Origin of the sequence: Pseudomonas sp. URIL14HWK12:I12, from assembly GCF_003097135.1 — a bacterium.
GTDB lineage: Bacteria > Pseudomonadota > Gammaproteobacteria > Pseudomonadales > Pseudomonadaceae > Aquipseudomonas.
This window is the reverse complement of record NZ_QEQL01000004.1, coordinates 71,117-90,922: the sequence shown is the minus strand read 5'-3', so window position 1 is coordinate 90,922 and position 19,806 is coordinate 71,117. Positions and strand designations below refer to the sequence as shown.

At 62.0% G+C, this 19,806-nt stretch carries 21 protein-coding genes and 1 tRNA gene; 8 read left to right on the top strand and 14 right to left on the bottom strand.

What is annotated here, in order from left to right:
* Positions 1-2 precede the first annotated feature (2 nt).
* The 3 genes from F474_RS13150 to nhaR all read right to left on the bottom strand — a co-directional run bounded on the left by F474_RS13150 (position 3) and on the right by nhaR (position 2,266).
* Positions 3-536, bottom strand: coding sequence for an ATP-dependent zinc protease (locus F474_RS13150; RefSeq protein WP_097085165.1), 534 nt, complete (start codon positions 534-536; stop codon positions 3-5).
* Between the two features lie 138 nt (positions 537-674).
* Positions 675-1,295 (bottom strand): YceH family protein, encoded by a 621-nt coding sequence (locus tag F474_RS13145; RefSeq protein ID WP_097085166.1) that lies wholly within the window; start codon positions 1,293-1,295, stop codon positions 675-677.
* A gap of 65 nt (positions 1,296-1,360) precedes the next feature.
* On the bottom strand, positions 1,361-2,266 hold the full coding sequence (nhaR, locus tag F474_RS13140; RefSeq protein ID WP_097085167.1) for a transcriptional activator NhaR: 906 nt from the start codon (positions 2,264-2,266) through the stop codon (positions 1,361-1,363).
* A gap of 109 nt (positions 2,267-2,375) precedes the next feature.
* On the opposite strand from nhaR, the gene F474_RS13135 reads away from it, so the two are divergent.
* The gene (locus tag F474_RS13135) at positions 2,376-3,125 is read left to right on the top strand and encodes a TerC family protein (protein ID WP_097085168.1); all 750 of its coding nucleotides are present in this window, start codon (positions 2,376-2,378) and stop codon (positions 3,123-3,125) included.
* On the opposite strand, the gene F474_RS22675 is transcribed toward F474_RS13135, so the two are convergent.
* A complete protein-coding gene (locus tag F474_RS22675) occupies positions 3,126-3,293 on the bottom strand; it encodes a hypothetical protein (protein WP_165830315.1) in 168 nt (55 codons plus the stop codon).
* 172 nt (positions 3,294-3,465) lie between these two features.
* On the opposite strand from F474_RS22675, the gene F474_RS13130 reads away from it, so the two are divergent.
* On the top strand, positions 3,466-4,158 hold the full coding sequence (locus F474_RS13130) for a hypothetical protein (protein WP_097085170.1): 693 nt from the start codon (positions 3,466-3,468) through the stop codon (positions 4,156-4,158).
* Here F474_RS13130 and F474_RS13125 read toward each other — a convergent pair.
* Complete coding sequence (locus tag F474_RS13125; protein ID WP_097085171.1) at positions 4,155-5,438, bottom strand: FAD-binding oxidoreductase; 1,284 nt, start codon at positions 5,436-5,438, stop codon at positions 4,155-4,157. The genes F474_RS13130 and F474_RS13125 overlap by 4 nt on opposite strands.
* 184 nt (positions 5,439-5,622) lie before the next feature.
* Here F474_RS13125 and F474_RS13120 point away from each other — a divergent pair.
* Positions 5,623-5,699: transfer RNA gene (locus F474_RS13120), tRNA-Val, on the top strand.
* A 112-nt stretch (positions 5,700-5,811) separates the two neighbouring features.
* Here F474_RS13120 and F474_RS13115 read toward each other — a convergent pair.
* Entirely contained in the window at positions 5,812-6,807 is a 996-nt protein-coding gene (locus F474_RS13115; protein ID WP_097085172.1) for an aldo/keto reductase, read from the bottom strand.
* A gap of 117 nt (positions 6,808-6,924) precedes the next feature.
* On the opposite strand from F474_RS13115, the gene F474_RS13110 reads away from it, so the two are divergent.
* The gene (locus F474_RS13110) at positions 6,925-7,833 is read left to right on the top strand and encodes a LysR family transcriptional regulator (protein ID WP_097085173.1); all 909 of its coding nucleotides are present in this window, start codon (positions 6,925-6,927) and stop codon (positions 7,831-7,833) included.
* Between the two features lie 62 nt (positions 7,834-7,895).
* Here F474_RS13110 and F474_RS13105 read toward each other — a convergent pair whose 3' ends face one another.
* Positions 7,896-9,176, bottom strand: coding sequence for a HAMP domain-containing sensor histidine kinase (locus F474_RS13105; RefSeq protein WP_097085174.1), 1,281 nt, complete (start codon positions 9,174-9,176; stop codon positions 7,896-7,898).
* Between the two features lie 172 nt (positions 9,177-9,348).
* On the opposite strand from F474_RS13105, the gene F474_RS13100 reads away from it, so the two are divergent.
* From F474_RS13100 to F474_RS13090, 3 genes are read left to right on the top strand one after another with little or no spacing between them, the layout of a single operon-like run.
* Positions 9,349-10,377, top strand: a complete 1,029-nt coding sequence (locus F474_RS13100; RefSeq protein ID WP_097085175.1) for an acyl-CoA dehydrogenase family protein — start codon at positions 9,349-9,351, stop codon at positions 10,375-10,377.
* Positions 10,374-11,144 (top strand): PIG-L deacetylase family protein, encoded by a 771-nt coding sequence (locus F474_RS13095; RefSeq protein ID WP_097085176.1) that lies wholly within the window; start codon positions 10,374-10,376, stop codon positions 11,142-11,144. The genes F474_RS13100 and F474_RS13095 overlap by 4 nt, the downstream gene beginning before the upstream one ends.
* Positions 11,141-11,719, top strand: a complete 579-nt coding sequence (locus tag F474_RS13090) for an SAM-dependent methyltransferase (RefSeq protein WP_097085177.1) — start codon at positions 11,141-11,143, stop codon at positions 11,717-11,719. Before F474_RS13095 ends, F474_RS13090 begins: the two co-directional genes overlap by 4 nt.
* Before the next feature lie 52 nt (positions 11,720-11,771).
* Here F474_RS13090 and F474_RS13085 read toward each other — a convergent pair whose 3' ends face one another.
* From F474_RS13085 to F474_RS13055, 7 genes are all read right to left on the bottom strand, one after another.
* On the bottom strand, positions 11,772-12,173 hold the full coding sequence (locus F474_RS13085) for a VOC family protein (RefSeq protein WP_097085178.1): 402 nt from the start codon (positions 12,171-12,173) through the stop codon (positions 11,772-11,774).
* Between the two features lie 95 nt (positions 12,174-12,268).
* On the bottom strand, positions 12,269-14,326 hold the full coding sequence (gene tkt / locus F474_RS13080) for a transketolase (RefSeq protein ID WP_097085179.1): 2,058 nt from the start codon (positions 14,324-14,326) through the stop codon (positions 12,269-12,271).
* Between the two features lie 407 nt (positions 14,327-14,733).
* Positions 14,734-15,954 carry an HD-GYP domain-containing protein gene (locus F474_RS13075; protein ID WP_097085180.1) on the bottom strand — a complete coding sequence of 407 codons (1,221 nt, stop codon included), beginning with the start codon at positions 15,952-15,954 and terminating at the stop codon, positions 14,734-14,736.
* Between the two features lie 102 nt (positions 15,955-16,056).
* A complete protein-coding gene (locus tag F474_RS13070; RefSeq protein ID WP_125483381.1) occupies positions 16,057-16,314 on the bottom strand; it encodes a hypothetical protein in 258 nt (85 codons plus the stop codon).
* 146 nt (positions 16,315-16,460) lie between these two features.
* Positions 16,461-16,637, bottom strand: a complete 177-nt coding sequence (locus F474_RS13065; protein ID WP_097085182.1) for a general stress protein — start codon at positions 16,635-16,637, stop codon at positions 16,461-16,463.
* 141 nt (positions 16,638-16,778) lie between these two features.
* Positions 16,779-17,012, bottom strand: a complete 234-nt coding sequence (locus tag F474_RS13060; RefSeq protein WP_125483380.1) for a hypothetical protein — start codon at positions 17,010-17,012, stop codon at positions 16,779-16,781.
* 99 nt (positions 17,013-17,111) lie between these two features.
* Positions 17,112-17,345 carry a DUF6555 family protein gene (locus F474_RS13055; protein WP_097085184.1) on the bottom strand — a complete coding sequence of 78 codons (234 nt, stop codon included), beginning with the start codon at positions 17,343-17,345 and terminating at the stop codon, positions 17,112-17,114.
* A gap of 211 nt (positions 17,346-17,556) precedes the next feature.
* Here F474_RS13055 and F474_RS13050 point away from each other — a divergent pair, with 211 nt between their 5' ends.
* Complete coding sequence (locus F474_RS13050) at positions 17,557-19,797, top strand: ATP-binding protein (RefSeq protein WP_256577741.1); 2,241 nt, start codon at positions 17,557-17,559, stop codon at positions 19,795-19,797.
* Positions 19,798-19,806 lie beyond the last annotated feature (9 nt).

Sequence of the window (19,806 nt, the reverse complement as noted above, 5' to 3'; positions counted from 1 at the left end):
GGTCACTCGGCTCGGGCGGGCAGGTTGGCGCAGGCAGGCTTGCCGGCGGAGTATTTAAGGCTGGGGTCGACCACGGCATTGAAACGTTTCAGTGCCTCGGAGCCGATCAGCAGCGGGTATTGGAATGCGCTGCGGTCGGTGAGGTTCACTTCCAGGGTGCGCACGGTGTTGCCCAGGCACACATTGAGCTCGACCACCGGCCGCGCGGTATAGGCATCGCCTACGCTGGCGTCGTAGTCGCCGGCGCGGCGCTTGATGCGGCTGACCCGTGCCAGTGGTCGCTCGATAGGGTGATCATGAGCGTTGTCGATCGCCAGGTAGAACCGAACCCATGGCTGGCCGTCGCGCTTGAAGCGCTTGATATCACGAGCGCTGAGCGAGGCAGTGACGGCGCCGGTGTCGAGCTTGGCGGCAACTTCGAGGTCGATGTCGAGGCGGGCGTATTCATTGAGGCCGTAGACCGTCTTGCCCTCGGCGCTGGCCAGGGCGGGCAGCAGGAGCAGGGCGAGTACGGCGCAGAGCTTGGCGTGTGTCATGAATCCTTGACTTGGCAGTGGCTTGGGCAGCGGCCCGAATGGCGCGGGATTCTAGCACGAAGGTTTCGTCACACCAGTCAGCCGCCCGCAAGGGCGGTTTCTGGATGTTTCAGTTGCGGCTGCCGTGGCGGGCGCAGGTCAGCCTTCGAGCGCCGCCAGCCGTGCTTCGAGTGCAGCCACTCGGGCCTCCAAGGTTTCCAACCGGTCGCTGTCATGACTGGCAGCGCGTTCAGCGCCGCGCGCCGCCATGATCGCCTCGGCATCGGCCAGGTCGCCCAGTGCATGGGTGTAACGATCCTCACGCTGGCCAGGTCGACGTTCGATCAACACCGCCAGGTCGCGGGCCACCAAGCGTTCAAGTTGGTGCACCACCTGCTCGCTGTCATCGAACGGATACAGGCGCAGGCTACGGGTTAGCAGCTCGTTGGGCGTTTGCGGGCCACGGAGGAACAACAAACCCAGCAAAGCCAATTGTGGAGGAGTCAGTTCCAGAGCCTTGTCGAGCCGATGCTCCCAGCGGTCTGCGCGGCTGCCCATCACCAGGTGGGCCATGCCGTGCTGCTCAAGTTGGCGAAGGCTGTGACCGACTTCCCCCGGCGATAGCTGGGTGACCGGTTCTCGGCTGGTCTTTTGATTGCAGGCCAGCACCAGCGCATTGAGCGTTAGCGGATAGGTGTCGGCGTTGGTCGCCTGTTTTTCGATCAGCGAGCCGAGCACGCGCAGTTCGGTGACGCTCAGGCGAGGGGCGGTGTCAGTCATGTTGAGGCTACCGGCAGTCGAGGTGACGATAGCTTAGGCGGGCTGCAGCTCGGTGGGAAGCCAGCTCATGGGGCAGGGTGATTGAACAGATCGCGCTTGGCGCCCTCGCTCAGCGCGACGATGGCCGGATGATGAGTACGCCGCTCCACCGAAATGGCATAGAAGGATTCACTCACTGCGTCAGTGACGCCGATGCAGTGCACGCCGTATTGGCGGGCCACTTCTTCGGCAATCGCGCTAGGGGCGACGAACACGCCGGCGCCGGACTGGCCGAAGGCTTGCATCAGGGCACTGTCGTCGAATTCACCGACAATTCTCGTCTGCACCTGTTGCTCGTCAAGCCAGCGCAGCAAGCGTTTGTGCACCACACTGTCGGCCCCCGGAATCAGCAAGGGCTGGCCGTGCAGGCAGGCAGGGAAGGGGCCCCGCAACGTAGCTGCAAGCAAGGGGGCGGCAAAAAAGCCAATGCCACATTCGCCCAGCTTGTGGCTAAACCCCTTGATGTCGAGATGCGCGGGCATGGGGCTGTCGGAGATTACTAAGTCCAGCCGCTGGATTGCGAGATCAGCGAGCAGGCGCTCAAGCTTGTCTTCACGGCAAGTGATGCGCTGCGGGCCCGGTAGGGCCATGGCGGGCTCGAGCAGGCGATAGACGATGGACTTGGGCACGACATCAGCCACACCTACGCGAAACAGTACTGGTTGTTCAGCTGGCTGATTCCGTAGCAGGGCTTCGAGCTCGGCGCCAGTCTGAAAGATTCGCTCGGCATAGGGCAATGCCTGGCGACCGGCTTCGGTCAGCTCCAGCTGCCTGCCGGCCTTGCGAAAAAGGGCAACACCCAGATGCGCCTCCAGCAGCCCCAGCTGCCCACTGATAGTCTGCGGCGTCAGGTTGAGCTGCTCGCTGGCACGGGCGATGCTGCCAGTGCGGGCAACGCTCCAGAAATAGTACAGTTGGCGATAATTGAGCATGGCGCTATTGTTCGGGATTAACGAAGTATTCGACCTGAAAATACGAATTTTCGTGAAGTATAAGCTTGACTAGAATCCGTTGCCACCAGATCAATATCAGGGTCACATCATGGAATACCTGTTGGAACTCGCTGCCAGCCCAGCCGCCTGGGCTGCATTGGCCACCCTTATCGCAATGGAGGTGGTACTGGGGATCGACAATCTGATCTTCATCTCCATTCTCACCAACAAACTTCCAGTGCAATTTCGCACCAAGGCGCGCCGCATTGGCATCAGCATGGCCTTGATTCTCCGCCTGGGTCTGTTGAGCACCGTGGCCTTCATCGTGACTCTCACCGAACCGGTGTTCGAAGTGGCAGGGCAAGCGTTTTCATGGAAGGACATGATTCTGATTGCGGGTGGCCTGTTCCTGGTCTGGAAGGCCACGACCGAAATTCACCACAGCGTAGACCCGGCCGAAAAGCAGGAGCAGGATGTCAGTAGCAAGGTCGCGATCGGGTTCGCAGCCGCGATTGGCCAGATCCTGCTACTCGACCTTGTGTTCTCCATCGACAGCATCGTGACCGCAGTGGGAATGACTCAGCACCTGCCCATCATGATCATCGCGGTGATCGTAGCGGTGCTGGTCATGCTGTTGGCCTCGGAGCCTCTTGCCAAGTTCATCAACGACAACCCGACGGTCGTGATGCTTGCGCTGGGCTTTCTGATCATGATCGGCATGACGCTGATTGCCGAAGGCTTCGGTGCCCATGTGCCCAAGGGCTACATCTACACCGCCATGGCTTTCTCGGCGGCGATCGAATGCCTGAACATCTGGGCCCGCCGCGCTCGGCTCAAACGCGAAGGCAAGGCCGGCTGATCAATGAGCCCCGGCCATCTTGGTCGGGGCGCTGGCCTTGGGCGTGGGTGCTCGCGAGGGGGCAGGGCGGTGATGGCGACGAGCGACCCGCAGTACTCCCCATAACATGGCTGCCGCCACCAGGAACCAGCCACCGATCATCAGGACAATCGCCATTGTCAGGTTCATCTGTAATCTCCTCAACAAACGCAGGCGTTTGTGATACTGAACAGCGTAGCCCATAGATTGTTTCACGCCGTTGACAAGCGGCATGTTTCACAGGGCCTGTATTTCCATAGGCCGCGTGCCTATCATCCTGAGCCAAGCCGGCGTTCGTGCCGCATAACTCATGAGATTTTCGATGCCGTTCACTCTTGCTCGCCCTGTTTTCACCTTGTGCCTGGCCTTGGTGCTGGGCTTCATGTTGCCTGGCTGCAGCAGTAAACCGCCTCGGCTAGTGCCACCGACCCCTATCGCCGGCTTGCCCGACAAGGTCGAACTCGGCGGTGTGCCGTTCTACCGTAGCGTACAACCCCCCGGTGCGGCGGAGGCCCTCGCCGCTGCACTGCGCCAGCAGAACATTGCGGTAACGCCTGGCATGGTTGAGGCCGCTTTGGGCAAACCCACAAGCCAAGGGGGGATGAACGAGGCCATGGCCGAGGCCGCTCGGCAGTACGGCTTGCTGGTGTACCCGGTGGAACCGTCGTTGGAAGCACTGATGTTCCAGGTAGCTGCGGGTTACCCTGTGATGGTTGCCTATCGGCCAGGCCCGATGTTCATCGGGGAGGCACGCTATGCATTGCTGGTAGGCTTTGATCGTTTTCACAAAGAAGTCGTGCTGCGTGCTGGCCAGCAGCGGCGCCTGCGGCTGGATGCCGGCGACTTCACCTCCGCCTGGCGCCGGGAGGGTAACTGGGCCGTGCTGTTGCAACAACCGACGCAGCTGCCGGCAAGGGTGGATGAGCAGCGCTGGCGCGACGCGGCTGCCCGTTTGGCCCAGGCAGGGCAGGAGCAGGCCGCAGCCAAGGCGATTGCGACCCTGCAGCGGCGTTAAACGCCGAATTTGTCACGCAGGCTGTAATACCACGCGGCTAGCGCCGTAAGCGGAGCGCCCAAGGCCCGCCCGCCGGGGAACGGATAGTGCGGTAGCCCAGCGAAGGCGTCGAAGCGCTCGGCTTGGCCACGCAACGCCTCGGCGATGATCTTGCCGGCCAAGTGGGTATAGGTTACGCCATGGCCGCTGCAACCCTGCGAGTAGTAAACCGTGTCCCCCAGGCGGCCTACTTGCGGCAGGCGCGAAAGGGTGAGCAAAAAGTTGCCGGTCCAGGCGTAGTCGATCTTCACCTGTTTGAGCTGCGGGAACACCTTGAGCAGCTTGGGCCGGATGATCGATTCGATGTTGGCGGGGTCACGGGCGCCGTAGACCACGCCGCCGCCGAAGATCAGGCGCTTGTCGGCCGATAGGCGATAGTAGTCGAGCAGGTAGTTGCAGTCCTCTACACAGTAATCCTGTGGCAGAAGGCTAGCCGCCAGGTCGCTGCTCAAGGGTTCGGTTGCAATCACCTGGGTGCCGCAGGGCATCGATTTGGCAGCCAGTTCAGGAATCAGGTTGCCCAGGTACGCATTGCCAGCGACGATCACGAACTTGGCCCTGACCTTGCCCTGCGCGGTGTGCACTACTGGGTTTGCGCCTCGGTCGATCCGAGTCACGCCGCTCTGTTCGAAGATTCGCCCACCTAGCGATTCCACCGCCGCTGCCTCGCCAAGGGCCAGGTTGAGGGGGTGGATATGACCGCCGCTCATGTCCAGCAGGCCACCTACATATTGGTCGGTGCCCGCGACCTCGCGGATGCGACGCTGGTCGAGCAGCTCCAGTCGCTTATTGCCATAGCGCTCCCAAAGGCGTTGCTGCGCTTCCAGGTGCCCCATCTGCTTGGCGCTCAGTGCAGCGAACACGCCACCGTCTTTCAGGTCGCAGTCGATGTTGTAGCGCGCCACGCGTTCGCGAATGATGCGCCCGCCCTCGAAGGCCATTTCGCCGAACAGGCGGGCCTGCTGCTGGCCGACGCTGCGCTCGATCACATCGATGTCACGGCTGTAACTGTTGACGATCTGCCCGCCGTTGCGCCCTGATGCGCCGAAGCCCACCCGCGCAGCCTCCAACACGACAACCGAAAAGCCCTGCTCAAGCAGAAACAGTGCGCTGGAAAGCCCGGTATAGCCGGCCCCGACCACGCAGACGTCGGCCTCGGTATCCTCGCGCAGCGCCGGGCGCGCCGGGGCGGGATTGGCGGAAGCGGCGTAGTACGACGGTGGGTAAGCGATATTCGCCATCCTGCGACCTCTGTTTAAAATTATTGACGGATGAGCGGATCCTACCGGAGTTTCTGAGGCGCCGCCAGCCCCTTGCTGGCCTGCTGAGCCGAAGGGCGTGGTACAAATCAATCGCCATTTCAGTTACTTAGCGAAAAAATGTGTTGACACCTTCCCGCTGATCCGTAGAATGCCGACCCACAGCAGGCACATAGCTCAGTTGGTTAGAGCACCACCTTGACATGGTGGGGGTCGTTGGTTCGAGTCCAATTGTGCCTACCAGATGCGACGAAAGAGGCGATCCGCGAGGGTCGCCTCTTTCGTTTGTGCGTTAGCTGGGGCCTACCATGCCATTGGCCTACACTTGGCGAGCTCGCCACCAAGCCAGCGCCGGCTATCGGTCAAGGGTGGCCATCGCTTCAGCGCCGTAGCGGTTGCCAGTTGCCGCGCCTGTTGGCGGAAAGATCGCGTCCAGTTGGGCGCGCTCGGCGGCATCCAGCGTGATCGCAAGCGCCGCCAGGTTGGCTTCCAGGTTATCCACTCGCGTGGTCCCGGGTATGGGTATGAATTCCTCGCCTTGGCCAAGCACCCAGGCCAACGCCAGTTGGGCGGCACTCACCCCGCGAGCATCGGCCAGCGCCTTTACCTGTTCTACCAGGGCGAGGTTGCGATTGAAGTTCTCATCCTGAAAGCGCGGGCTGTGCCGGCGGTAGTCATCGGCGGCGAAATCCTCGGGGCTTTTGAAACGCCCGGTCAGAAACCCCCGGCCCAGAGGGCTGTAGGGTACGAAGGCGAGGCCAAGCCTGCGGCAGGTGTTCAGTACTCCATTGTGTTCTGGCTCCCGTGACCAAAGCGAATACTCGCTTTGCACGGCCGCCAGTGCATGCGTTGCGTGCGCTCGCTCGATAGTGCTGGCGCGCGCTTCGCAAATGCCGAGGTGGCCAATCTTGCCTTCGCGTACCAGTTCACCCAGCGCGCCGAAGGTCTCCTCAACGGGTACATCAGGGTCGACGCGATGCTGGTAGTACAGGTCAATCCGTTCAACACCCAGGCGCTGCAGGCTGCCTTCCAGCGATTGCCGCACGTATTCGGGGCGCCCGTTCACACCCCGTGCGTGGGGGTCTTCTGTGCGCACGATGCCGAACTTGGTAGCGATGAATACTTTCTCGCGTCGGCCGGCGAGCCAGCGCCCGAGCAATTGCTCGTTACTGTAAGGGCCGTACATGTCGGCAGTGTCGAATAGCGTTACCCCTAGCTCCAGCGCGCGGTCGAGCGTGGCGAGCGCAGTGGTGTCGTCGCCGCTGCGGCTGTAGAAATCCGACATGCCCATGCAACCTAGGCCCAATGCGCTGACGTGGGGGCCGTTCAAGCCCAGTGTGCGAGTGTGCATTCAAGAGATCCTTCGATGTGGTTGAAAGTGAAGCCAGTCTGATCTTCCAGATTGCTTGGATAAACCCGTGGTTTTTGGTTTAACTATTCGCAAATTTTGAATGATGAGCGCTTCTACATGGACCGGTTGGTTGCAATGCACGTGTTCTGCCGCATTGTTGAATGTGGTGGGTTTGGCAAGGCGGCAGATGATCTGCAGCTGCCTCGTGCCAGCGTCACCCTCGCTATCCAGCAACTCGAAGCGCATTTGAAGGTTCAGTTGCTCAATCGCACCACGCGGCGGGTGAGGGTGACTGAGGATGGGGCACAGTATTACCAGCGCTGCCGGCAACTGCTTTCGGACCTGGACGACCTGGAAAACCACTTGGGCAGTGGCCCGCGCGGCACCTTGCGAATAGGCTTGCCGAGCACTTTTGGCTGCTATTGGATCATTCCGAAGTTGCCCGATTTCTATCGGCGCTACCCTAACCTGCGTCTGGAGCTTGGGTTCAATGATCGGCAGGTGCATCTGCAGCGAGAGGGGGTCGACTGCGCGCTGCGTGCCGGTGAGGTCAAAGATCCTATGCTCGCCGCACGGCCACTGGTGAAGGTGTGCCAAGTCACTTGCGCCAGCCCCGGTTACCTGGCCCGGCATGGGGTTCCCAGCACGCCCGCAGGGTTGATTGACGGCCATCAGATGGTGCGGTTCGCTGCCAGTGATGGGCGGGACTTTCCGCTGGAGTTCAGAGGCCTTGCGCAGCCGGTAAGGCTACCCGGCATGCTCAGCGTCGACAGCGCCGATGCTTACGTAAAGGCTGCGCAGGCCGGCTTCGGGTTGATTCAGGTTCCCCGTTACAACGCTGGCGCAGCGCTGGCCGACGGTAGCCTGGTTCCGGTACTCGAAGGTTACCCGGCGCCGGACTGGCCCATGGCGCTGGTCTACCCGCCCCACCGCCAGAGCTCACCCAGGCTGCGAGCGTTCGTCGACTGGGCAGCGCAATGCCTGCATCAGCAAGCAGCCGAAACCGGGTTGCTCATCGCACTTTGAGCCTGAGCCGCTCCAGAGCAGGTATAGAAATGCCGATGCCATTCGCGCACTGTCGTGCAGCTTCAGGGCTGTGGGCGAAAGGTCACGGTAAAGCAGCACCCCTGCGGCTCTCGACCGCTCAGCTCGACCCGCCAGCCTTGGTCTTGGCAGATCCGCTGCACCAGTGACAACCCAAGCCCCAGGCCCTCGCCGCGCTTCTCGTCGCCCCGCACGAAAGGCTGGAACATGGCATGGCGCTTCTCTTCAGGAATCCCGATGCCGCTGTCCTCGACCATGAATTGCCCGGGCCGAACGGTGAGGCGGATGAAACCTTCGTCGGTGTAATGCCAGGCGTTGCGCAACAGGTTACCCATTACCGATAACAGCAGGGTCGAGTTCCAGGTCTCCGTCAGCTCACCCTCCAGCACCTGCTCAAAGGCCAGGCCTTTTTCCCGGATCGCCGGTGCCCAGGTATCGACCGACTGGTCGGCAGCCGCGGCCAATGTTGTGACTTCGGCGCGCAGGGAAGGGTCGTCGTAATCACGCGCCAGCAACAGAAACGTACTTACCAGGCCCTCCATTTGCTGGATCGCCCGGCTGATTCGCAGCACCTGCCGTTGCAAGCGCGGGTCGCCATCATTGGCCTGGCCCAGTGCCTGGCACGCCTGGTCGAGGGTGTGAATCGGCAACTGCAATTCGTGGCTGACATCGCTGGTGAACTGCTGCTCCCGGCGCAGGGCATCGGCCAGGCGGCTCTGAGTCTGGTTGTATGATGCGGCGAGCTCGCCCACTTCATCTTCGGCCCAGGTGGTGCCGGCGGCCGGCACCAAGCCAACCGGCAGCGCGCTGGTACGGCGCACCTGGGTAGCCAGGCTCGTCACCGGCGCGATCACCCGCCGGGCAATCAGCCAGCCGAGCAGCACCGCGAGGGCAACGCTTAGGCTAAAACCTGCAATGGCTACCGAGTAAAGGATGCGCTGGCGTTGCATCAGGCTCTGCTGGTTGCGCAACAGCACATACTTGCGCCCCTGGACCACTTCGACAGCGGCGTAGTAGGCGTCTTCGCCTTCGCCGATTTCGTGAAAGCCCCGCGGCAGTGCTTCGAGGTTGGCCGGCAGCGCGAAGTCGTCGCGCCCGCCCTGGATGTAGAACAGCTCGTCTTTCTCAGGGCGATGAACCCATAGATCCTGGCTTTCCTGCATCAGCAAGCGGCGTAGGTTGCCCGCCAGGCTTAGCTCGGTCAGCCGCCCCTCCATGACCCGCTCACTTGCCACGATCCCCACCGCGAACGTGCCGGCAACGAACGCGCTCATGGCCGCGAAGGCGATGACGATGCGCTTGCTGAGGGTGTATTTGAAATCCATTGGCTCGGTTGCGACGCGGCTGCTTAAAAGCCGCGAAGCGTGGCGCCAGCAGCGTGAGGCGCTAGTGATGGCAGTGTGAAAAAAATGTGAAAAGTTATGAAGCCGGGTTTTAGGTGGAACCCTCGACCGCTGCTGGCTTTCCAACGTCAAATCGCTCACTGGAGTGCCACCAATGGCAGTGCCCCACCACCCCTATGCTTTCTTGCTGCAGACTTTTGCAGAGCGGGCCAACCAGCTGCAGCTCGACGAACGATTGGCTCAGGTGTTGCGGCAATGCCAGCACGCGCAATTGGACGAGCTGCCGCTCCCTGCAGGTGGCCGGACGCTAGAGCGCTGGCAAGCGCTCGCCCAGGTAGCGGGGTTCGACCTAGCGCTTGTGAAACTGTTCGAAGGCCATACTGACGCCCGCGCTATTCTGGCAGAGCTCGGCGCTGCCCATCTCGACACCGGTGGGATATGGGCAGTATGGGCGGCCGAGGCCCCTGGCGCCCGTGTGCAGATCGCCGAGCGCCAAGGCAGCCGAGTCAAGCTCACCGGTCGCAAGGCCTGGTGCTCGGGTGCGCTGCAGGTCGATCACGCTCTGGTAAGTGCCTGGGATGAACAGGGCCGGCCGCAGCTGGTTGCCATCAGCATGGCCGACCCGTGCGTGCGACCCTCCGAGCAGGGCTGGCAGGCGATAGGCATGGCAGCCAGCGCCAGTGTGGAGGTAGAGCTTGAGGGGGCCTATGCGCAGGCGGTCGGCGGCCCGGGTGAGTACCTGTCTCGCCCAGGTTTCTGGCAAGGCGGTGCGGGGATTGCTGCGTGCTGGTACGGGGCAGCGGTGTGTGCCGGCGATTATCTGCGTGAGGCAGCCCAGCGCAGCGAAGAGCCCCATCGTCTGGCTCACTTGGGCGCAGTCGACGCCCATTTGAGCGCTGCTGCTGCGGTGCTTCGCGAAACCGCTGCCTGGATAGATGCCCATCCGGCCGCCGATGCCGAGCGGGTGACTCGACGGGCTCGTGCGGTGGTGGAAGACTGCGCCGAAGCGGTGCTTCGACATGTCGGGCGGGCCTTGGGCGCAAGCCCTTTCTGCGGCGACCCACGCTTTGCAAGGCTGTTTGCCGACCTGCCTGTGTTCATCCGCCAAAGCCATGCCGAGCGAGATCTTGCCGCCCTCGGCGCGAGTATCACCGACCTCCCATCGTTGCGGTGGGCGCTATGAGCCTGACTGCCACCGATGCACCCTTTGGCGTGCCAGGCACGCCCCTGAGCGCCTGGCAGGCCAGCCAGGCGCTTGGTCAGGTGCCGCCGATCAGTGTTGATCAATTGGTTCCTGCAAATACGCGTTTGGTGGTGGCGGCCCCGCACCCGGATGACGAAATACTGGCGTGCGGCGGCTTGCTGGCAAGCCTGGCCGGGCGGGTATCGGATATCACCCTGATCTCGGTCACAGACGGTGACGGCAGCCACCCGGGCTCTGCACAATGGCCCCCGGCGCGCCTGCGCGATGAACGTCGGCGTGAAAGCACACGCGCCTTGACGCGGCTGGGTTTCGATACTCGGCGGCTTCGCTGGCGGCACCTGGCGCTGCCGGATGGTAGGGTGGCGGAGCATGCATCAGCATTGCGGGAGCAACTGTTACGCGAGGTGAGTGAAGGCGACCGGTTGCTTGTAACCTGGCGTAGCGATGGCCATTGCGATCATGAAACCCTGGGTGAAGTCGCAGCGCATGTTGCGCAGGTGCGCGGTGCCGTGTTGATCGAGACCCCCGTCTGGGCCTGGCACTGGGCTGAACCCGAAGACCCGCGACTGCCGTGGGATCGAGCCAGGAAGTTATGGCTTGCGCCTCAAGCGCATGAGCGCAAGCAGTCGGCTATCGCCGAGCATGCCACCCAGTTGGCGAGCGACCCCAGCACCGGGGCGCCACCTGTTCTCAGCCCCGCAACGCTCGAGCGGCTCTTGCAGCCGTTTGAGCTGGTATTTCTATGAACACCCCTGCCGATTATTTCAGTGAACTGTTCGCGCGCGACGACGACCCTTGGGCGTTTGATCGGCGTTGGTATGAACAGCGCAAACGTGACATCACGCTGGCCTGCCTGCCGAAGCGGCACTATGCCAGGGCCTTCGAGCCTGGCTGCGCCAACGGTGTGCTCAGCCAGGCATTGGCTCAGCGATGCGAGAGCCTGCTGGCGATGGACCTTACCCCCCGCGCGGTCGAGCTGGCGACTCGCCGGCTGGCGCCGTTTGACCATGTTCAGGTCAGCCAGGGGGCGCTGCCAGAAGCCTGGCCGGTGGGGCATTTCGATTTGATCGTATTGAGTGAGATGGGCTATTACCTGAGCCCGCCGGCTTGGGCGCAGGTTGTGGAGTGCGCTGCTGCCAGCCTCGCCGAGGGCGGCCACGTGCTGGCCTGCCACTGGTTGCACCCGATCGAGGGCGCTCCTCAGCAGGGAGAGCAAGTGCACTGGGCACTGGAGCAGGGGTTGGGCTTGGAGAAACTGGCCAGCCACCGCGAAGAAGATTTCCTTTTGGAGGTATGGGGCGCTGCGCAGGGGCTGGACTAACAAGCTGTATAAAAGACGTTACCGGTTGTGAGCTCTGAATACGGGTACTGTCTCAACCAAACGCCTCTACGAAGACGAAGCACAGTTTATGGCCTTCCGGGTCGCGACAATACGCACCGTAGTAATCCGGCCCGTACTGCGGGCGCAAGCCCGGCGCCCCCTCATCCCTCCCACCCCCTAGGCACGCCGCCGCCCAGGCGGCATCGACCTGCGCGCGGCTTCGGGCGCGAAAGCTGACCTGCGTGCCATTCCCCACGCTGGCCGCTTTACCGTCGAAGGGCATTTGAAGATAGAACTGCGGCCAATGCTGGCCCGGCAGCTGCCAACCGGCCCCTTCCGGGCCACCGTCCTGCTCGTCTTCCATTCGCTCAAGGCCCAACGCTTGCAGCACTGGGCTATAGAAACGAATGAGCGCGGGAAGGTCCCGCGCGCCTAGGATGATATGGCTGTACATGTTCGGCTCCTTGCCACTGCAATGGCGTGAGGTTGCGGAGGCAGTGTAGCCAGGGCGCATTTCAGTTATGCGATGGCCACACTACCGCTTGATGGCTACGCCAGCTGCTTGGCCACCTTGACCACGTTTTCCACGGTAAAGCCAAATTGAGCCTGAAGTTTGGTGATGGGAGCAGAAGCCCCGAAGCTGTGCATCACCACTTTGTCACCGCCATGCCCTACGTAGCGGTCCCACCCCAGTGGGCCGGCCTGCTCTATCGCCACGCGTGCAGTAATGTTTGGCGGGAGCACCTGATCCTTGTAAGCCTGGGGTTGCTCCTCGAACAGCTCCCAGCTGGGCATCGATACCACGCGCGTACGTATGCCTGCGGTTTGAAGCTGCGCGCGGGCTTGTACCGCCAGGGAAAGCTCGCTGCCGGTAGCCATCAGAATCACCTGCGCCTCACCGTTTTCAGCATCGGCCAGCACGTACGCGCCCCGCGCCACCTGGTCAGCACTGGCGAACTGGCTGCGGTCCAGTGTCGGCAGGGGCTGGCGTGACAATACGATGGCGCTGGGGCGATGGGTTTGGGCCAGGGCGATCTTCCAGGCCTGTGTCACTTCGTTGGCATCGCCGGGGCGAAGTGTGAGCAGGCCGGGGGTGGCGCGCAGTTGGGCGAGCTGTTCGATCGGCTGGTGCGTCGGGCCGTCTTCACCTACGCCGATGGAGTCGTGCGTAAATACGAATACCACCGGCAGCTCCATGATCGCCGCCAGTCGCATGGGTGGCTTCATGTAATCGCTGAACACCAGGAAGGTCGAGGTATAGGGTCGCAGGTAGCTCAACGCCAGGCCGTTGGCGATGGCGCCCATGGCATGTTCACGTACGCCAAAGTGAAGGTTGCGGCCATGGTAATGCCCGGCTTGGTAGCTGCCGGCGGAGTCGAAGGTGAGGTTGGTCTTGGTTGACGGTGAAAGGTCGGCCGAGCCTCCCAGCAGCCAGTCGATACGCTCGGCAAAGGCGTTGAGCACCTTGCCACCGGCCTGTCGGCTGGCGATGCCTTTCTCGTCGGCCTCGAAGGATACCGGTGCCGCAGCCCAATCCTCGGGCAGCTGGCCGCAGAGCATGCGCTGCAGCTGCTCGGCCAGCGCCGGCTGATCGCGCTCCAATTGAGCCCGTGCTTGCTGCCAGGTATCGAAAGCGGCCTGATTTCGGTCACGCAGGGCATCACGTAAGTGGTGCGCTGCCTGTTCCGGCACATAAAAGGGCTGGTCGTGCTCCCAGCCATACGCCTGTTTGGTCAGGCGCACTTCTTCCTCACCCAACGCCTCGCCATGGGCAGCGGCTGTGTTGTGCTTGTTTGGCGAGCCGTAGCCAATGACGCTGTCGACCACGATAAGGGTGGGCGCATCGGTGTGGCCCCTGAAGGCACGCAATGCCTCGGCCAGCGCCTGCGTATCATTGGCGTCTTTGACGTGCAGGGTATTCCAGCCGTAGCCGGTGAAACGGGCTATGACGTTTTCGCTGAAGGCAAGCTCGGTATGGCCTTCGATGCTGATGGTGTTGTTGTCGTAGATCCAGCAAAGGTTCGCAAGCTTCAGATGCCCGGCCAATGAAGCAGCCTCGCCGCTGATGCCTTCCATCATGTCACCGTCGCCGCAGATCACATAGGTGTCGTAGTCAAACAGCGTCGCGGTCGGCTGGTTGAAATGTTCACCCAGCCAATGTGACGCCATGGCCATTCCTACGCTGTTGGCACACCCCTGGCCCAGTGGCCCGGTCGTGGTTTCAACGCCTGTGGTCATGCGGTATTCCGGGTGACCTGGCGTTTTCGAACTCATCTGGCGGAACTGGCGGATATCGTCGAGGCTTACCGCTGGGGCGCCCGTGCGCTGTCCTTGGGCATCGACTTCGACCACCCCCGCCAAGTGCAATAGCGAATACAGCAGCATCGACGCGTGCCCTGCCGAAAGCACGAAGCGGTCTCGGTTGGCCCAGTCGGGATGGTCAGGGTGGTAGCGTAAAAAGCCCTTCCACAAGGTATAGCCAACCGGCGCCAGCGCCATGGGCGTGCCAGGGTGGCCTGAGTTTGCCTTCTGGACCGCGTCCATGCTTAAGGTCCGAAGAGTGTCGGTGCATAGGCGGTCTAGGTCGCAATGATCGGTATCGGGCATCGGAGCAGCTCCTGTTCAGGCCGGCCCACCTCGGGCGGGCCTAATGGCATAGGGGATGCTCAGCGGACCCTACGGCGTGTGCCTAAGTTGCCTGCAATCGACTCAATGGTCGATTCGTGAAATGCAAGCCGAGCAGCGGACCACGGGGAAGGGGGGGGATTTCGGGCAAAAGAAAGCCCGCCGAAGCGGGCAATAAACGCTTTGAATCACACATGGGGAGCTCAGGATCGCTCAGCAGGTGTGAAGAGGGCGTGAAAGCGGGATGAAGGTTGTGTCGCAAGCTGCATTCGATGGCCTAAATATCTGCAATTGCCCCCAAGGCGCGGCATACCGGCCCCTTCGATAGCCGCCGCAGGCGGCTAACCACCAAAAAGGCTAAGCATGGCCCCCGCATTCGTCGTATCAGGTCAGCTCGGCGCGTATGGGCCGGCCCACAGGTCATCGAGTTGGCGGAACCCCCAGTTCTCTGAATTCTCCCGCCCAATGATGCGATCGGTACACCCGGGCAGGCTCAGGTCGATCACCTGTTGCGGGATAGGAAGGTTCGTGCGGGCGGAGAAAAACACGTTGACCTTAGGCGTAAGCAACGACTGCCCATGCTGCTCAATGACAATTCCCAGCCGCCCGCTTTGCAGCCGCACCAACGCACCAACCGGGTAGATGCCCACGCAGCGCACAAAGGCGTGCAACACGTCACTGTCGAAGTGCCCACGCCATTCGGCCATGCGGCTGATCGAAATGGCCGGATCCCAGCCGGACTTGTAGGCGCGCTGTGAGGTGATGGCATCGTACACGTCGCACACCGCCCCCATACGTGCGAACAGGCTGATCTGCCCGCCTGCCAGGCCGTGGGGATAGCCTGAGCCATCTACCTTTTCGTGATGGTGCATGCAGACATCCAGTGCCACTTGGCCCACGTCACAGGCTTGCTCGAGAATGCGACAACCTTCCGCCGGATGTCGCTTGATGGTACAGAACTCGTCGTCGGTCAACCGCCCGGGTTTGTTGAGGATTTCATCGGGGATAGCCAGCTTCCCGATGTCGTGCAGCAGGCCAGCCGTGCCGGCCTGGAGCACTTGGTCCTCAGGCAGTTGGAGTGAGCGTGCCAAGGCAACCATAAGTGCGCAGACTGCTACCGAATGCATATAGGTGTAGTCATCGGCCCGCTTGAGCCGTGCCAGGCTGATCATGGCGCTGGGGTTGCGAAGTACCGAAGCCGAGATGTTGGTGACAACCTCGTTGACCCGCGCCGCGTCTACTGCGTTTCCCAGGCGCGCGTCATTGAACATTGCGGCCACTGCCGCCTTGGAGCCGGCCAGCAAGCGCAGCGCCTGGGGCAGCTCTGCGCGCAGTTCTTGGCGGTCGAGCATGGCTTCGATTGGCCGAGCAGGCGCGGGCGCGGGCGCGGGGATGGGCGCCTGTTGCGATTGAGTGATATCGGGAACGTCGAGGCCTTTGGCGGTATCGATCCGCAGTGTCTGGATGCCCGCCCGTCGCAGTTTGTCCAGGTCTTGGGCGCGGGTGAGTAAAAAGCGCGTCTTCCAGAAGGGATGGTCGAGCCAACTACCATCCAGCTCATGGATGAACATACCAAGTTGGAGTTGATCGATGCGGATGTGCCTGAGCACGATGATTCTCCTCGAGCGCCATGTTGGCTGCGTTCGAACTGCGCCCCTATAGCGATACCATCAAAATGATATTGCGGCTATAGATATTGCGGGTACGATCGTTCAGTGAAGCGTGCCAGAGGTGGCCAGCGTATTGCCGCGATACCGGGAAATGCCTTTGACCCAATAGCGGCGATAGGTCGCCTCAATCGGCGCGGGGGCATGGTGATCGACGCCCTTGATGTTCATAGCCGCGCGCCAGGCTTGCCGTTCCAGAGCCTGCGCTGCTTCACGCGCTTCGGTTTCAGTGGCAAACCACCCCAACACATGCACTTCACCGCGATCACGGCTGTGTTCGACCAACAAAAAAATATCTTCCAAGGCGCTCTCCAGCATTTCATTACGGGCGCGGGGCGTATGCGTGCTCGCTAATGGGAGTATCGGCCAGGGGGCGGGGTTGTTTAGGCAGAATATTCAGCTGGGCGGGCCAGGTGCCCGGCGATACGCCGAGTACCTGGCGAGGTGCTTCAGGACTTATTGCGGTTGCGGCTATTCATACCGCCTTTGCGCCCTGCTTCAGACGCGCGAGCGGTGTCTCGGGCGAAATTGCCGCCGGAGTTATGGCCGCCTTTCTTGCCGGCAGCGGATGCGCGGTCACGGTCATTGGCAAAATTTCCAGGGTTTTTGTTCGATGTCGTGGACATGTTCACTTCCTCCTGTCAGTGGTGTATCCGCAGAGGGCGGATACAGCTGTGAGAGGCAGTGCCGGGCTAAGTTTTGCGCGCGCTCGTGCGTTGCGATAGAAGGTCGCGTATACCGGTGCGCTAACGGGCGCGAGCAGGTCATCAGGCCTGCTGCAGTTGCGCCTTCAGGATGGCGGCCAGGTCCTGCCATGGGTAATGGGAAAAAGCATCCCCACGGCCGCATCCGATGTTGTGAACGAAAGGCTGACTGGCATCAAACACAGACTGGCTGGCCAGGCAGCGCCGGCAGTGGATGGTGGTTTCATCATGAATCCAGTGCAACTTCCAACTGTCCAGGGTCCGGTCGTTAGGTACAACACGCAGATGGGCAACCATCATCTGTATCCTCTCTTAAATCACCGCCCGACTGTATTACAAATTTGCCCTGTTCATGAAGCAAACCGCACCCGCCAGACTCTTTCGACATCAATGTTTTCAGCTGGGCAACTCATGAAAGCCCACTTCGCTGACGCCACACTGGAGCGCCTGTATACGCATAGCCTGAGGCGATTGCTGGTTCAGCGTAATGCCGTAGAGGCGATCCGCGCCGCAGTGCAGGGACGCGTAGTACCACGCGTCCGTCGCCGACATCCGGCTGTCTTTCTGCGCGAAACTGCGCGACTGGCCCTTGTAGCGGTACCGAATGAGAAAATGCCTTAACCTGGCCATTGCCTGAGCTCCTTCCATGAACGCGCGTCAGACCGCCAATCATTCGATTGGTTCATTGCCCTGCGCCTGGCGCACTGTCGTCGCCCCCATGGGGCATATTTACTGTGCAACCGAGAAATGCGCTCACTGTCCTTCGGCGTGTCTGGTACTGTGTGCGCATTTGAACAGCGTGGCCTGCCCGCGCAGCTTCCAGGATCAAGGAGCCTGCACATTGAACTCGACCGATTCGGCTGCCGCTCACGCCAGTGCTGCCGAGCAATGCGCGCGGGAGCCAATCCATCTGCCCGGAAGCATCCAGCCTCAGGGCTTCATGCTGGTCCTCGACCCGACCACTTTCGAAGTGCTGCAGGCCAGTGACAATGTGCGCGATTGGCTGGCCGTTGAGGCCAGCCAACTGCTGGGCAAGCCGCTCGAGCACTGCCTGGACGGCGGTAGCGATGTGGTACGCAAGCTCGGCACCCTGCCGCGCGATGAGCATCATCCTGTGCACTTGGGCGATCTGCATTTCAAGGGCTGCGACCAGTCGCGTTTCGCGATGCTTGCCCACGCCTGGGACCAGGTACTGATCGCCGAATTCGAACCTGCCCGCGACGTAGCTGCCGCGCATGGTCATCTTTACCCGCTGGTACGGGCGTTTGTCGGGCAAATGCAGGAGGTTCAGGACATCCAGGCCTTGTGCCGCCTGGCTGCGTTCGAGCTCAAGCGCATTACCGGGTTCGGCCGGGTAAAGGCTTACCGTTTCGATGAGCAGGGCAATGGCTTGGTATTGGCCGAGGTTGCCGATGATGGCTATCCCAGCTACCTGGGCTTGTGTTTCCCGGCTTCTGACATCCCCCGGCAGGCCCGCGCACTTTACGTCGCCAGCCGAATTAGGGTCATCGAAGACGCCGACTACGTGCCTTCCGCGCTAGTGCCCGCGATCAATCCTCGTACCGGCTCGGCGCTCGACATGAGCCATGCGGCGCTGCGTAGCGTTTCACCGGTGCATCTACGTTACATGCGCAACATGGGCACGCAGGCGTCCATGTCGATCTCGATCGTGGTGCGCGGGCGTCTGTGGGGGCTTGTATCATGCCATGACAGCAATCCGCGGGCCGTGGGTTTTCAGGTGCGCATGGCCTGTGAGCTGCTGGGCAGCGTGCTGTCGTTGCAGATCGAGGCTCGCGAGGCTCATGCCGATACCGAGCACCTGCTTGGCTTGCGTCAGCGCATCGTGCGATTGTTGTCCTCGATGGCGGACCGGGACAGCGTGCGTGAGGGTCTGCTGGCGCAACCTGACACCTTCCTGGAATTTGCCGGCGCGCAGGGCGGGGCCGTGATTTCCGACAGCCACTGCGATCTGTTCGGGCAAACTCCGCCGGCCGCGCAGGTCGAAGCGCTGGTCAAGTGGCTCAGCCAGCGGGAGCTGGCGGGTGAGGTATTCGTCACCGACAACGTGACCCGCGACGTGCCCCAGCTCAAGGGGCTCGCCGAGCATGCCGCAGGGGTTCTGGCGGTTGCGATCTCCGAACTGCACAATCACTATTTGATCTGGTTTCAGCCGGAGCAGCGGCGAACCGTGCATTGGGCGGGGCGGCCGGAAAAACCTGTCGATGGCAACGGCCACCTGAACCCGCGTGCCAGTTTCGAGCAGTGGGAAGAGACGGTCAAAGGCCATAGCCGTGGTTGGGACGCGATGGTCGTCGAAGGCGTATCGGAGTTGCGCACGGCGGTGCTGGGGATTGTGCTGCGCAAGGCCGAGGAGCTTGCCCAGCTGGCCGGGGAGCTCAAGAAGTCGAACAAGGAACTCGAAGCGTTCTCCTACAGCGTGTCTCACGACCTGCGCGCGCCGTTGCGGCACATCGCCGGCTACGCCGAGCTGCTCAGCGATTTCGAGGGCACCAAGCTGTCGGAGCGGGGCGTGCGTTTTCTCGAACACATCGGCGAGTCGGCGCGCTTCGCCGGTACCCTGGTCGACAACCTGCTGAGCTTTTCGCAGATGGGGCGTTCAGCACTGCGGTTGTCTGATGTCGACCTGGGGGCGCTGGTAGACGCCACTCGGCGGGAGATGGAGCCAGACCTTCAGGGCCGTCATGTGCAATGGCATATCGAGCCACTGCCCAAGGTGATCGCCGACGCCGCATTCATTCACTTGGCCTTGCGCAACCTGCTCTCCAACGCGATCAAATACAGCCGCGGGCGCGACCCTTCAGTGATCGAAGTGGGCGCTGCCGAGCGCGAAGATGAAATCGTCGTGCATGTTCGCGACAACGGCGTGGGCTTCGACATGGCCTACGCTGGCAAGCTGTTCGGGGTATTTCAACGTTTGCATCGCATGGAAGAGTTCGAGGGTACAGGGATAGGGCTGGCGAGCGTGCGGCGGATCATAGAGCGCCATGAGGGTCGCGTGTGGGCCGAAAGCCAACCGGGGCAGGGTGCCACTTTCTATTTTGCATTGCCGCGCCGCGCCTGAGGCGCCGCG

Coding starts and splice junctions, on each gene's coding strand:
- tkt (WP_097085179.1), bottom strand. CDS start 14,326: ATGCCCGATACCGATCATTGCGACCTAGACCGCCTATGCACCGACACT.
- F474_RS13085 (WP_097085178.1), bottom strand. CDS start 12,173: ATGTACAGCCATATCATCCTAGGCGCGCGGGACCTTCCCGCGCTCATT.
- F474_RS13130 (WP_097085170.1), top strand. CDS start 3,466: ATGCCGTTCACTCTTGCTCGCCCTGTTTTCACCTTGTGCCTGGCCTTG.
- F474_RS13055 (WP_097085184.1), bottom strand. CDS start 17,345: ATGGCCAGGTTAAGGCATTTTCTCATTCGGTACCGCTACAAGGGCCAG.
- F474_RS13060 (WP_125483380.1), bottom strand. CDS start 17,012: ATGGTTGCCCATCTGCGTGTTGTACCTAACGACCGGACCCTGGACAGT.
- F474_RS13065 (WP_097085182.1), bottom strand. CDS start 16,637: ATGTCCACGACATCGAACAAAAACCCTGGAAATTTTGCCAATGACCGT.
- F474_RS22675 (WP_165830315.1), bottom strand. CDS start 3,293: ATGAACCTGACAATGGCGATTGTCCTGATGATCGGTGGCTGGTTCCTG.
- F474_RS13095 (WP_097085176.1), top strand. CDS start 10,374: ATGAGCCTGACTGCCACCGATGCACCCTTTGGCGTGCCAGGCACGCCC.
- F474_RS13105 (WP_097085174.1), bottom strand. CDS start 9,176: ATGGATTTCAAATACACCCTCAGCAAGCGCATCGTCATCGCCTTCGCG.
- F474_RS13145 (WP_097085166.1), bottom strand. CDS start 1,295: ATGACTGACACCGCCCCTCGCCTGAGCGTCACCGAACTGCGCGTGCTC.
- F474_RS13150 (WP_097085165.1), bottom strand. CDS start 536: ATGACACACGCCAAGCTCTGCGCCGTACTCGCCCTGCTCCTGCTGCCC.
- F474_RS13115 (WP_097085172.1), bottom strand. CDS start 6,807: ATGCACACTCGCACACTGGGCTTGAACGGCCCCCACGTCAGCGCATTG.
- nhaR (WP_097085167.1), bottom strand. CDS start 2,266: ATGCTCAATTATCGCCAACTGTACTATTTCTGGAGCGTTGCCCGCACT.
- F474_RS13135 (WP_097085168.1), top strand. CDS start 2,376: ATGGAATACCTGTTGGAACTCGCTGCCAGCCCAGCCGCCTGGGCTGCA.
- F474_RS13100 (WP_097085175.1), top strand. CDS start 9,349: ATGGCAGTGCCCCACCACCCCTATGCTTTCTTGCTGCAGACTTTTGCA.
- F474_RS13090 (WP_097085177.1), top strand. CDS start 11,141: ATGAACACCCCTGCCGATTATTTCAGTGAACTGTTCGCGCGCGACGAC.
- F474_RS13125 (WP_097085171.1), bottom strand. CDS start 5,438: ATGGCGAATATCGCTTACCCACCGTCGTACTACGCCGCTTCCGCCAAT.
- F474_RS13110 (WP_097085173.1), top strand. CDS start 6,925: ATGGACCGGTTGGTTGCAATGCACGTGTTCTGCCGCATTGTTGAATGT.